Raw genomic sequence first — 12,016 nt, forward strand, 5'->3', positions numbered from 1 at the left:
ACGGTCGAGCATGACGCTGACCGTGCGGTGTGTCACGTCGGACGCAATGGATTGCGCCCGGTTTGGCGATCAGCGTTGCGCTGCGCTCGCGACTGCAGGTGTTGCCTGGGCTTGAGTGGCCGGTGCTGGCGGATTGGCTGGCCAGGCTTTCAGGTCCAGATCCAGGTCCGCAAACTTGCTGGAGTCGAACACTGGTGTCTTGATGCCTGCGGCGCGTTGGTCGTCGTAGTCACGCAGGATGCGCATGCCGACCTTGAACAGCAGGAACAACGCGATCAGGTTAACGAAGGCCAGCAACGTCATGGTGATGTCGGCGAAGGCGAACACGGTGCCGAGGTTCTCGATCGCACCCCAGAAGATCAACACCAATACCAATGCGCGATAGCCGACCAGCACCTTGCGGTTGTCGCCGATCAAGAAGCGCAGGTTGCTCTCGCCCAGGTAGTAGTTGTAGAGGATCGAGGTGAACACGAACAACGCCAGCGCGACGCTGATGAACATCCGGCCCCAGTCACCGACTACCGCCGCCAGGGAGTTCTGGGTCAGGGCAATGCCGTCACCTTCGAAACCAGGGGTGTAGAAGCCTGACAGCAGAATCAGCAACGCGGTGCAGGTGCAGATCACGAAGGTATCCAGGAACACGCTGAACGCTTGTACCACGCCTTGTGCGACCGGGTGCTCGACCTGCGCGACAGCGGCAACGTTAGGCGCACTGCCCAGACCGGCTTCGTTAGCGAAAACGCCGCGCTTCACGCCCATGATGATCGCGCTACCGATCAGGCCACCGAAGGCTTGATCCAGACCGAAGGCGCTTTTGACGATGGTCATCAGCATGGCTGGCACGTGGTCGAATTGCAGCACGATCACATAGAGGGTCACGCCGATGTACACCAGGGTCTTCACCGGAACCAGCAGGTCAGCGACCTTGGCGATACGCTTGATGCCACCGATGAATACCAGGCCCAGCAGCACTGCCAGGCCCAGCCCGGTGTAGGTGGTGTTCAGGCCGAAGGCGTTATTGAGCGAGTGGGTCACGGCATGGGATTGCAGGCCGTTGAAGGCGAAACCGAAGGTCACCAGCAGCAGGAAGGCCATGATCATGCCCAACCAGCGTTTCTGCAGGCCATGCTGGATGTAATAGGACGGGCCGCCACGGTACTGGCCTTCGGAGTCGCAGCGCTTGTAGAGCTGGCCGAGGGAGCATTCGAAGAAGCTGCTGGACATGCCGACCAGCGCGGTCACCCACATCCAGAACACCGCACCCGGGCCACCCAGGGTCACGGCGATGCCGACACCGGCAATGTTGCCCGCGCCGACTCGGCCGGCGAGGCTGAGCATCAGGGCCTGGAAGGAGCTGAGTTGACCGGCGCTGCTGCGCAGGCTGTCACGGAACACCGCGAACATGTGGAAGAAGTGACGCAACTGGACGAAACGCGAGCGGATCGTGAAGTAGCTACCGAGCCCGACAATGAGCACGATCAGTACTTTCCCTGAGAGGAAGTCGTTGATGACTTCGAGCATGGAGTTTTCCTCGCTGTTTTTTGTGTAGGCAAATGCTGGTCGGTCCGACACATCGCATTACACCCGATTGCGCACGGCACAATAGGTGAGGCGAAGGTTGGTCCTGTTCCATTTCGCAGGTTGTTATTAGTTCGGGTTTCGCATGGGGTTGGGCCTCGTTACTGACGACCGCTCACGCGAAGAGGGGCGGCACTATACCTATCAGTGCGGCGTCCGTCTGCACAGTTGTGGTGCAAGCGCTGAAACGAAGCCTTGAAACACCCGACTTTATGGCGTCAGGCTCTTGTGGGAGCGAGCTTGCTCGCGATGCCGGCACCGCGGTTTTTCAGGAAAGCCGCGTCATCGTTCATCGCGAGCAAGCTCGCTCCCACAGGTTCTGCGTTGTTGCAAACAAGTTAAAAAAAAGGGCCTGGAGAGTAATCTCCAAGCCCTCAAAAGGTGAGAGGTGTCTAGTCCCTCATCCTGGTGAGCAGTGCTATGCCTTGAGAGCCGGCGTTGGTCAGGCCTTCAGAGGCACCAAACGCGGAGCAATCATGTTTTCCGGGCGCAGGATGTCGTCGAGCATGGCTTCGTCGAGCAAGCCTTCTTCGCGCACCAGTTCCAGCACGCCGCGGCCGCTTTCCAGCGCGATGCGAGCGATGCGGGTGGCGTTCTCATAGCCGATGTACGGGTTCAGAGCGGTGACCAGACCGATCGAGTGTTCGACCAGTTCGCGGCAGCGGGCTTCGTTGGCAGTGATGCCGACGATGCAATGCTCGCGCAGCATGTCCATGGCGCGTTGCAACAGGCGGATCGAGTCGAAGATCTTGAAGGCGATCAGCGGCTCCATCACGTTCAGCTGCAGCTGGCCGCCTTCGGCCGCGATGGTCAGCGCCAGGTCGTTACCGATGATCTGGAACGCCACCTGGTTGACCGCTTCAGGAATAACCGGGTTGACCTTGCCAGGCATGATCGAGCTGCCTGGCTGACGCGCTGGCAGGTTGATTTCGTTGATGCCGGTACGTGGGCCGCTGGACAGCAGGCGCAGGTCGTTGCAGATCTTCGACAGCTTGACCGCGGTGCGCTTGAGCATGCCGGAGAACAGCACGAAGGCGCCCATGTCGGAGGTGGCTTCGATCAGGTCGGCAGCCGGTACCAGCGGTTGACCGCTGATCAGGGCCAGGCGCTGAACAGCCAGGTGCTGGTAACGCGGGTCGGCGTTGATGCCGGTGCCGATCGCGGTGCCGCCCAGGTTCACTTCAGTCAGCAGCTCAGGCGCCAGTGTTTTCAGGCGCGCCAGGTCTTCGCTCAGGGTAGTGGCGAAGGCACGGAATTCCTGGCCCAGGGTCATCGGCACGGCGTCTTGCAGTTGGGTACGACCCATCTTCAGGACGTGGCTGAATTCTTCACCTTTGGCGGCGAACGACTGGATCAGACTGTCGAGGCTGGCCAGCAGCGCGTCGTGACCCAACAGCAGACCCAGGCGGATGGCCGTCGGGTAGGCGTCGTTGGTCGACTGCGCCATGTTCACGTCGTTGTTCGGGTGCAGGTACTGGTATTCGCCCTTCTGGTGACCCATGGCCTCCAGCGCGATGTTGGCGATGACTTCGTTGGCATTCATGTTGGTCGAAGTGCCAGCGCCGCCTTGAATCATGTCCACCACGAACTCTTCGTGGAAATCGCCGCGGATCAGACGGGCACAGGCTTCGCTGATGGCAGCGTGCTTGGCTTCGCTGAGGTGACCCAGCTCACGGTTGGCGTCGGCAGCGGCCTGTTTGACCATGGCCAGGCCCACAACCAGCTTCGGGTAATGCGAAATCGGAACGCCGGAGAGACGGAAGTTGTTCACCGCTCGCAGGGTCTGGATGCCGTAATACGCTTGAGCCGGTACGTCGAGTACGCCAAGCAGGTCTTTTTCGGTGCGGAAAGATGCAGCGGAGGACATGATAGAAATCATCTCGATATGGACCCGGTCTGTGCCGGAACGCTGCCAATGCTAGGCTTGGGGGCAATTTACGGCCAATGCTGTTAAGCACTAGCCTATGCATAAACGGCATAATGTCGATGTGACGCCGCTTGGGCGTCGAACGTGCGACCTAAAATGGTGCGTGTCCGGGAGGGCGTGATGAATCTGGAAAGCAAATGGCTTGAGGACTTTAGTGCTCTGGCCGCCACCCGCAGTTTCTCCCAGGCTGCCGAGCGACGTTTCGTCACCCAGCCAGCGTTCAGTCGGCGGATCCGCAGTCTTGAGGCGGCACTGGGTCTGACGCTGGTCAACCGCTCGCGCACGCCAATCGAACTGACGGCGGCGGGACAGTTGTTTCTGGTGACCGCGCGTACTGTGGTCGAGCAGCTCGGCGAAGTGTTGCGCCATTTACATCATCTGGAAGGCGGGCAGGGCGAAGTGATACAGGTCGCCGCTGCGCATTCCCTGGCGCTGGGCTTCTTCCCGCGCTGGATCGCGCAACTGCGCAACGAAGGCTTGAACATCGCCACGCGGCTGGTTGCGACCAACGTTGGCGACGCCGTGCATGCCCTGCGCGAAGGTGGTTGTGACCTGATGCTGGCGTTCTATGATCCCGATGCGGCCATGCAAATGGATCCGGAAATCTTTCCCTCGCTGCACCTGGGTCACACTGAAATGCTCCCGGTCTGCGCCGCCGATGCCGACGGCAAACCGCTGTTTGACCTGGAAGGCGAAGCCAGCGTGCCGTTGCTGGCTTACAGCGCCGGTGCCTTCCTCGGTCGTTCGGTGAACATGCTCCTGCGTCAGCGCGCCCTGCGTTTCACCACCATCTATGAAACTGCCATGGCCGACAGCCTCAAAAGCATGGCGCTGGAAGGCCTGGGCATCGCTTGGGTGCCGCAGCTCAGCGCTCGCGCCGAACTGGCGCGAGGTGAGCTGGTGGTCTGTGGTGGCCCGCAATGGCATGTGCCGCTGGAGATCCGCCTGTATCGTTGCGCCCTGGTGCGCAAGGCCAACGTCCGTTTGTTGTGGCGCAAGCTGGAAGGTGGTGCGGCGCAAGGCACAACAGGATCCTGAAGCCAACGAAGATCCAATGTGGGAGCGGGCTTGCTCGCGAAGACGGCGGCACATCCAGCATTAATGTGACTGACAGTCCGCTTTCGCGTGCAAGCCCGCTCCCACACTGGATTTGTGGTGTATTGCCCTGACCTTCGAGTCAATAAAATCACCACTTTGCGCCATATGACAGATGGTCGAACCGGGGTCTGTTTATCTGTCTCTTTACGGTATACTGCGCGGCCTTCGGCCGGTTTAACCGGCCTTGATTCGTATAACAAGCCACGCCGGTTTTCCCGCGTGGCTTGTTGTTTTTTGACGCGCCTGCGGGCGCCCAGAGAGAAGAGGCACGACGATGAGTGCACTGGTTGGCGTGATCATGGGCTCCAAGTCCGATTGGTCCACCCTTAGCCACACCGCCGATATGCTGGAAAAGCTCGGCATCCCTTACGAGGTGAAAGTGGTCTCTGCCCACCGTACCCCGGACCTGCTGTTCCAGTACGCCGAAGAGGCCGAAGCGCGTGGCATCGAGGTGATCATCGCCGGCGCCGGCGGCGCTGCCCACTTGCCGGGTATGTGTGCGGCCAAGACGCACCTGCCGGTACTGGGCGTGCCGGTGCAGTCGTCGATGCTCTCGGGCGTCGACTCGCTGCTGTCCATCGTGCAGATGCCGGCGGGCATTCCGGTCGCCACGCTGGCCATCGGCAAGGCCGGGGCGATCAATGCCGCGCTGTTGTCCGCGAGCATCCTTGGTGCCAAGCACCCGCAATTTCACACTGTGCTGAAGAAATTCCGCGCTGAGCAGACAGACAGCGTTCTGGAAAATCCAGACCCACGCGTCGCCTGAGGTTTTTGACGATGAAGATCGGTGTAATCGGTGGCGGCCAGTTGGGTCGCATGCTGGCTCTGGCGGGTACACCGCTGGGGATGAACTTCGCTTTCCTTGATCCGGCACCGGATGCTTGCGCAGCGGCGCTGGGCGAACACCTGCGGGCCGATTACGGCGATCAGGATCACTTGCGCCAGCTGGCCGATGAAGTGGATCTGGTGACTTTCGAATTCGAGAGCGTCCCGGCTGAAACCGTGGCCTTCCTGTCGCAGTTCGTGCCGGTCTACCCGAGCGCCGAAGCCCTGCGCATCGCCCGTGATCGCTGGTTCGAAAAGAGCATGTTCAAGGACCTCGAGATTCCGACTCCGGCGTTCGCCGACATCCAGTCGCAAGCCGATCTGGACGCAGCCGTGGCCAGCATTGGTCTGCCGGCAGTCCTGAAGACCCGTACTCTAGGTTATGACGGCAAGGGTCAGAAGGTTCTGCGCAGCGCCGCCGACGTGGCGGGCACTTTCGCCGAGTTGGGCAGTGTCGCCTGCCTGCTGGAAGGTTTCGTAGCGTTCACTGGCGAAGTCTCGCTGATCGCTGTGCGTGCCCGCGATGGCGAAACGAAGTTTTACCCGTTGGTACACAACACCCACGACAACGGCATTCTGCGTCTGTCCGTGGTCAGCACCGACCATCCGCTGCAGGCCCTGGCCGAAGACTACTCGAGCCGCGTGCTCAAGCAGCTGGATTACGTTGGCGTGATGGCGTTCGAGTTCTTTGAAGTCGACGGCGGCCTCAAGGCCAACGAAATCGCCCCGCGGGTCCACAACTCCGGGCACTGGACCACCGAAGGCGCCGAGTGCAGCCAGTTCGAAAACCACCTGCGGGCGGTGGCCGGTCTGCCGCTGGGGTCGACCGCCAAGGTCGGCGAAAGCGCAATGCTCAACTTTATCGGTGAAGTACCGGCCGTGGAGAAGGTCATCGCCATTGCCGATTGCCATTTGCACCATTATGGCAAGGCGTTCAAGGTCGGCCGCAAGGTCGGTCACGCCAGCCTGCGCTGCGCTGACAAGGCCACCCTTGAGCGGCAGATTCTCAAGGTCGAAGCGCTGATCGCCGAGTAAGAAATCCCTTGGGTTGGCGGGAACCTTCGGTCACCGCCGTTCTCTGATGGCAGGATGCCAAAGCGCTGACTAGGCTTCGGCATAACCATTTCATACAGAGGAAATGCCATGCATATTATTGGAACCATCTTTGTCGGCTTGATCGTTGGTCTGCTGGCACGCTTCCTGAAACCGGGCGATGACAGCATGGGCTGGATCATGACCATCCTGCTCGGTATCGGCGGTTCGCTGGCGGCGACCTATGGTGGCCAGGCATTAGGCATCTATCATGCGGGTCAGGGGGCGGGCTTCATCGGCGCACTGATTGGCGCAATCGTCCTTCTGGTGATCTACGGCCTGGTCAAAAAGAGCTGATTAAAGCGACAAAAACCCTCTCTGCGCGGAACGCGGAGAGTGGTGCCCGTCTCGAAATGACTGTTCACCTTTGACCGCGTCCAGCTCTTCGCCATAGCAGTCTATGACTCGTCGCCGCGCCTTGCCTGAAAACGCTATTCACTTGTCAAAAGTTGAACGCAGTTACGAAATAGGGCACTAGAATGCTCGGCGTTCCACTGTTCTTCCTTTTCCGAGCAAACCCATGCGCCGTCTTCTGTTGACTCTTCTTCTGCTGGGCAGTGGCCTGGCCCATGCCGGCGAACTGCCGGAAACCGACTGGCTCGAACTGATGCCAAAGTCGGACCAGAAAGCCCTCGAACAAATGCCGGAAATTGACCATAACTCGCCCGAAGCCAATGGGACATTCACCGACAAGGGTGGCTTGAAACAGAGTAAAGGCCTGCCTGCGGTGATGTATTCGACCAAAACCGTGGCGGCGATGAACGACAAGGACATCCGTATCGGTGGTTACCCGGTGCCGCTGGAAACGGATGCCAAAGGTCGCAGCACGCTGTTCTTCCTGGTGCCATACCCAGGCGCCTGCATCCACGTACCGCCGCCGCCTCCCAATCAACTGGTGCTGGTGCGTTATCCGAAGGGTTTGAAGCTCGATGATATCTATACGCCGCTGTGGGTAACCGGCACGCTGAAAGTCGAGAAGGTCAACAATGACCTGGCTGATGCGGCGTATGCGCTGGATGCGGCGAAGGTTAGGGTGGTGAAAGAGTCGGATCTATAACAGCGCCAGACATTTGGGCACCGATTTAATGTGGGAAGGGTCGGGCGACGCTTCCCACATTGGTTTCGTGGTGTTAAAGGGGCTTGCTGGCAACACTCACGCCCAGCGTATGACTCGCCCCCGGCGCCAGGGTTATCACATCATCCATCACATTCGCCGTTTCGATGCACAGCATGCGCTGCCAGCCATCGTCGGCCATGTCGCTGAATTGTTTGGCGCGTTCGATCCACGGATTCCAGATCACCGCCGAGCGCGAGCCGCGGCTGGTCAGTTGAATGCGCCGCTCCCAACTCGGGTCAACAATGTTCAGCTGTTCAGGCGTATCCAGGTAGATGCGGTCAGTTTCACCGGCAAAGCGCAAATCACCGGCCTGAATACAGGTTTTCCAGTCGTCCAGGGTTTCGATATAGCTCACCCCGTCCAGTCCTTCGACGTGCACGTTGCGCACATCGCTGACTGCAAAGTAGCTGTGCAGCGCCTGGCTGATACTCACGCTTTCAGTACCCTGGTTGTGGCTGGTGAGGCTGATGTGCAGTTGCTCATCCAGACGAATGCTCAGCTTCAAATCAACCTTGTGCGGCCAGCCAGGCAAGCCGCCTTCGGGCTGAGGCAGAACGAATTCAACCTTCAGGTTTTCACCTTCAGCTTCAATCCCGTCCAACTCCCAGTCCATCGCCCTTACCAAACCGTGGGCGGTGGCGGGTTCAGTGCTCTGGCGCATGTCCTGAACGCTTTGCGGGTTGCGCGCCAGATTACCGAACCACGGCCAGCACACCGGAACGCCGGCACGAATGCTCTTGCCGGTTTTGAACGCGGCCTCATCGTTGAGCCAGATCAGCGGTGGTTGCCCCGCCAACTGATAGCTGAGGATGTGCGCACCTTGTTGGGCCACCAGCAATTCGGCCTGACCGTGGCGGATGCGCCAGCAGTTCAGTTCATCCAGTTTCACAGCTTCAACGTTGGGCGTAGGCATGCTGCAGATCTCACTTGGAAACAATGACTGCAATGGACCCGCAACGGGTCCATGAGTTTAACGCCGTGGAGGCACCGAACGGGTCCGGCCGCTGCCATCGATGGCGACGAAGACAAACACCGCTTCGGTCACTTTACGCCATTCGCTGGACAGTGGATCGTCGCTCCAGACCTCAACCATCATCTGGATCGAGCTTCGGCCGATTTCCAGCGCCTGGGTATAGAAGGACAGTTGCGCTCCGACCGCGACCGGCACCAGAAACGCCATGCGATCAATCGCTACCGTTGCCACGCGTCCGCCAGCGACTTTGCTGGCCATCGCCGTGCCGGCCAGGTCCATTTGCGCGACCAGCCAACCACCGAAAATATCGCCAAAACCGTTGGTTTCGCGAGGAAGCGCGGTGATTTGCAGGGCCAGATCGCCTTGCGGAATAGGATCTTCTTGTTCGAGCTCTATCATGCCGGGGGTGCCTCTGACCCGTGACTCTACAGTGTGCTGCGGGTGAATAGCCGTCTCGGGAAAAACGATTCAGCCCGAACATACTACGTTCGTCACGTTTTTCGTAAGGCGTACTAAAGGGAAACTCTGCGAAACCGGCTGGTTGGTGCCCAACGGCGCTTTCGCACAGCAACCCTCTGCGTGCGGGTGTTTACCCGTAGATTGCGAGTATATCGATCGGTAGACCTCGCGACGACCGTCCGGTTCTCATTTTGACCGTCAATTGCGCTCATCTATGTGCTTTTTCGAACAATTTGCTATCGTGCCAAACCTGCCAGGCCCCAACCAGCGCTGTTGCGGCTTCCAGACCCGACTATAAGAGAAGCCCTTGCCATGACCAGTGTGCCCTCGAGCATTGCGCAGCCAGCACAAGCCGCACGTCCGTTGACCCGCAACGACTACAAGACTTTGTCGCTCTCTGCCTTGGGTGGGGCGCTGGAGTTTTACGACTTCATTATCTTCGTGTTCTTCGCCACGGTGGTCGGCAAGCTGTTCTTCCCGGCGGACATGCCGGAGTGGCTACGCCTGATGCAGACCTTCGGGATTTTCGCGGCTGGTTATCTGGCCCGGCCGTTGGGCGGTATCGTCATGGCACACTTCGGTGACCTGCTGGGGCGCAAGAAGATGTTCACCCTGAGCATTTTCATGATGGCCGTGCCGACGCTGATCATGGGCATGTTGCCGACTTACGCGCAGATCGGTATGTGGGCGCCGATTCTCTTGCTGCTGATGCGAGTTATCCAGGGCGCGGCCATCGGCGGTGAAGTGCCAGGCGCCTGGGTGTTTGTGTCCGAGCACGTACCGCAGCGGCACATCGGTTACGCCTGCGGGACGCTGACTTGTGGCTTGACCGCCGGGATCCTGCTCGGCTCATTGGTCGCCACGGCGATCAACAGCATTTACAGCCCGACCGAAGTCTCCGATTACGCCTGGCGTATCCCGTTCCTGCTGGGTGGGGTGTTCGGGCTGTTTTCGGTGTACCTGCGTCGCTGGCTACACGAAACCCCGGTGTTCGCCGAACTGCAACTGCGCAAAGCCCTGGCCGAAGAAGTGCCGTTGCGCGCCGTGCTGCGCGATCATCGCGGGGCGATTGTGATTTCGATGCTGCTGACCTGGTTGCTCTCTGCGGGGGTCATTGTGGTCATTCTGATGACTCCGACCGTACTGCAGACGGTCTACCACTTCTCGGCGACCACCGCGTTGCAGGCCAACAGCCTGGCAATCGTGTTTCTGAGCCTGGGTTGTGTCGCTTCCGGCGCACTGGCTGACCGTTTCGGCGCGGGCAGGGTGTTCGTGTTTGGAAGCGCGGCGCTGTTGCTGACGTCGTGGACCTTCTATCACAGCCTGTTCAGCCACCCTGACTGGCTGTTCCCGCTGTACTCGCTGACCGGTTTGTTCGTCGGCACCATCGGCGCGGTGCCATTCGTGATGGTCAACGCGTTTCCGGCCGTAGTGCGCTTCAGCGGTTTGTCATTCTCCTACAACCTGGCCTACGCGATTTTCGGCGGTCTGACCCCGATGATCGTCACCCTGCTACTCAAGGAAAGCACGATGGGTCCTGCCTATTATGTTGCAGTAATTTGCAGCATGGGCCTGTTGGTGGGCCTGTATCTGTGGCGTAAAGCTCGCTAAACCCCGCATCACCTCTGCGTTTGCTTTACCTTCTCCCTCAAGGTCCAGCCTTCTAATCGAATGCCGGACCTTCATCTAATTGTCATATTCCAGTCATAGAGTGTTCACACGGCCTACAGATACTTGGCCCCGATCCAATTCACCCTATCTGCTAGGAGTAAGGCATGAAACTGAAGCGTTTGATGGCGGCAATGACTTTTGTCGCTGCTGGCGTTGCGACTGCTAATGCGGTTGCCGCTGTTGACCCTGCTATCCCGAGCTACACCAAGACCACTGGTGTGTCGGGCAACCTGTCCAGCGTCGGTTCCGATACCTTGGCGAACCTGATGACCCTGTGGGCCGAGAACTACAAAAAAGAATACCCGAACGTAAACATCCAGATTCAGGCCGCTGGCTCCGCCACTGCGCCACCTGCGCTGACTGAAGGCACCTCGAACCTGGGCCCGATGAGCCGCAAGATGAAAGACACCGAACTGGCTGCCTTCGAGCAGAAGTACGGTTACAAGCCGACCGCAATCCCGGTCGCTGTGGATGCCCTGGCCGTATTCGTGCACAAGGACAACCCGATCAAGCACCTGACCATGGAACAAGTCGACGCAATCTTCTCCTCGACTCGTCTGTGCGGCGCCAAAACCGAAGTGAAAACCTGGGGTGACCTGGGCGTGACCGGCGACCTGGCCAACAAGCCAGTCCAGCTGTTCGGTCGTAACTCGGTATCCGGCACCTATGGCTACTTCAAAGAAGAAGCCCTGTGCAAAGGCGACTACAAGCCAAACGTCAACGAACAACCAGGTTCGGCTTCGGTCGTACAATCGATCAGCAGCTCGCTGAACGGTATCGGTTACTCGGGCATCGGCTACAAAACCGCTAGCGTGAAGACCGTGGCTCTGGCCAAAAAAGGCAGCACTGACTTCATCGAAGACAGCGAAGAAAACGCCCTGAACGGCAAATACCCGCTGTCGCGTTTCCTCTACGTTTACGTCAACAAAGCCCCGAACAAGCCTCTGGCCCCGCTGGAAGCCGAGTTCGTGAAGCTGGTTCTGTCCAAACAGGGCCAGGAAGTGGTTGTGAAAGACGGCTACATCCCTCTGCCAGCCAAGGTTGCTGCAAAAGCACTGGCTGACCTGGGCCTGCAAGAAGGCGGCGGTGAAGTCGTAAAAAAGTAACACCTTAGGTCCGGGGGCTTAGCCCGGACCTGTAGGAGCGATGCTGGCTCGCGCTGGCATCACCGCGGTGATCCAGTCAGATCGAGTCGACTGAATCGCGGGCAAGCCTCGCTTCTACGCCCCCAATTTTTCCGGTCCGCTGCCAGCTCTGCTATGCGGCGGATTTGTCG

The 12,016-nt window shown here is 59.4% G+C and carries 11 protein-coding genes; 7 read left to right on the forward strand and 4 right to left on the reverse strand.

The features are described from left to right. Positions 1-69: 69 nt before the first annotated feature. Together AC07W5_RS01085 and aspA are read right to left on the reverse strand one after the other, a co-directional pair. Positions 70-1,521 carry an alanine/glycine:cation symporter family protein gene (locus tag AC07W5_RS01085; RefSeq protein ID WP_495022644.1) on the reverse strand — a complete coding sequence of 484 codons (1,452 nt, stop codon included), beginning with the start codon at positions 1,519-1,521 and terminating at the stop codon, positions 70-72. A 499-nt stretch (positions 1,522-2,020) separates the two neighbouring features. Beyond that, the gene (gene aspA, locus AC07W5_RS01090) at positions 2,021-3,445 is read right to left on the reverse strand and encodes an aspartate ammonia-lyase (RefSeq protein WP_494990954.1); all 1,425 of its coding nucleotides are present in this window, start codon (positions 3,443-3,445) and stop codon (positions 2,021-2,023) included. A 180-nt stretch (positions 3,446-3,625) separates the two neighbouring features. Between aspA and AC07W5_RS01095 the strand changes: the two genes are divergently transcribed. From AC07W5_RS01095 to AC07W5_RS01115, 5 genes are all read left to right on the forward strand, one after another. After that, positions 3,626-4,543, forward strand: coding sequence for a LysR substrate-binding domain-containing protein (locus AC07W5_RS01095; RefSeq protein WP_494990953.1), 918 nt, complete (start codon positions 3,626-3,628; stop codon positions 4,541-4,543). Between the two features lie 334 nt (positions 4,544-4,877). Further along, positions 4,878-5,369, forward strand: coding sequence for a 5-(carboxyamino)imidazole ribonucleotide mutase (purE, locus tag AC07W5_RS01100; protein WP_494990952.1), 492 nt, complete (start codon positions 4,878-4,880; stop codon positions 5,367-5,369). An 11-nt stretch (positions 5,370-5,380) separates the two neighbouring features. Beyond that, positions 5,381-6,463, forward strand: a complete 1,083-nt coding sequence (locus AC07W5_RS01105) for a 5-(carboxyamino)imidazole ribonucleotide synthase (RefSeq protein WP_494990951.1) — start codon at positions 5,381-5,383, stop codon at positions 6,461-6,463. 108 nt (positions 6,464-6,571) lie between these two features. Further along, positions 6,572-6,817 carry a GlsB/YeaQ/YmgE family stress response membrane protein gene (locus AC07W5_RS01110; RefSeq protein WP_494990950.1) on the forward strand — a complete coding sequence of 82 codons (246 nt, stop codon included), beginning with the start codon at positions 6,572-6,574 and terminating at the stop codon, positions 6,815-6,817. Positions 6,818-7,040: 223 nt separating this feature from the next. Beyond that, positions 7,041-7,577 carry a DUF3299 domain-containing protein gene (locus tag AC07W5_RS01115; RefSeq protein ID WP_494990949.1) on the forward strand — a complete coding sequence of 179 codons (537 nt, stop codon included), beginning with the start codon at positions 7,041-7,043 and terminating at the stop codon, positions 7,575-7,577. A gap of 73 nt (positions 7,578-7,650) precedes the next feature. On the opposite strand, the gene AC07W5_RS01120 is transcribed toward AC07W5_RS01115, so the two are convergent. Further along, a complete protein-coding gene (locus AC07W5_RS01120) occupies positions 7,651-8,550 on the reverse strand; it encodes a D-hexose-6-phosphate mutarotase (RefSeq protein WP_495022645.1) in 900 nt (299 codons plus the stop codon). A 57-nt stretch (positions 8,551-8,607) separates the two neighbouring features. Beyond that, a complete protein-coding gene (locus AC07W5_RS01125) occupies positions 8,608-9,009 on the reverse strand; it encodes an acyl-CoA thioesterase (RefSeq protein ID WP_150640794.1) in 402 nt (133 codons plus the stop codon). Positions 9,010-9,381: 372 nt separating this feature from the next. Between AC07W5_RS01125 and AC07W5_RS01130 the strand changes: the two genes are divergently transcribed. Continuing rightward, positions 9,382-10,680 (forward strand): MFS transporter, encoded by a 1,299-nt coding sequence (locus AC07W5_RS01130; RefSeq protein WP_495022646.1) that lies wholly within the window; start codon positions 9,382-9,384, stop codon positions 10,678-10,680. Positions 10,681-10,844: 164 nt separating this feature from the next. Further along, positions 10,845-11,846, forward strand: a complete 1,002-nt coding sequence (locus tag AC07W5_RS01135; RefSeq protein ID WP_494990946.1) for a phosphate ABC transporter substrate-binding protein PstS — start codon at positions 10,845-10,847, stop codon at positions 11,844-11,846. Positions 11,847-12,016 lie beyond the last annotated feature (170 nt).

It is taken from the genome of Pseudomonas sp. GW821-FHT01E05, assembly GCF_059422425.1.

What these genes read in the sequence shown, in the direction of transcription:
- AC07W5_RS01085 (WP_495022644.1), bottom strand. Translation starts at nt 1,521, where the DNA reads ATGCTCGAAGTCATCAACGACTTCCTCTCAGGGAAAGTACTGATCGTG.
- AC07W5_RS01135 (WP_494990946.1), top strand. Translation starts at nt 10,845, where the DNA reads ATGAAACTGAAGCGTTTGATGGCGGCAATGACTTTTGTCGCTGCTGGC.
- purE (WP_494990952.1), top strand. Translation starts at nt 4,878, where the DNA reads ATGAGTGCACTGGTTGGCGTGATCATGGGCTCCAAGTCCGATTGGTCC.
- aspA (WP_494990954.1), bottom strand. Translation starts at nt 3,445, where the DNA reads ATGTCCTCCGCTGCATCTTTCCGCACCGAAAAAGACCTGCTTGGCGTA.
- AC07W5_RS01110 (WP_494990950.1), top strand. Translation starts at nt 6,572, where the DNA reads ATGCATATTATTGGAACCATCTTTGTCGGCTTGATCGTTGGTCTGCTG.
- AC07W5_RS01115 (WP_494990949.1), top strand. Translation starts at nt 7,041, where the DNA reads ATGCGCCGTCTTCTGTTGACTCTTCTTCTGCTGGGCAGTGGCCTGGCC.
- AC07W5_RS01125 (WP_150640794.1), bottom strand. Translation starts at nt 9,009, where the DNA reads ATGATAGAGCTCGAACAAGAAGATCCTATTCCGCAAGGCGATCTGGCC.
- AC07W5_RS01120 (WP_495022645.1), bottom strand. Translation starts at nt 8,550, where the DNA reads ATGCCTACGCCCAACGTTGAAGCTGTGAAACTGGATGAACTGAACTGC.
- AC07W5_RS01130 (WP_495022646.1), top strand. Translation starts at nt 9,382, where the DNA reads ATGACCAGTGTGCCCTCGAGCATTGCGCAGCCAGCACAAGCCGCACGT.
- AC07W5_RS01095 (WP_494990953.1), top strand. Translation starts at nt 3,626, where the DNA reads ATGAATCTGGAAAGCAAATGGCTTGAGGACTTTAGTGCTCTGGCCGCC.
- AC07W5_RS01105 (WP_494990951.1), top strand. Translation starts at nt 5,381, where the DNA reads ATGAAGATCGGTGTAATCGGTGGCGGCCAGTTGGGTCGCATGCTGGCT.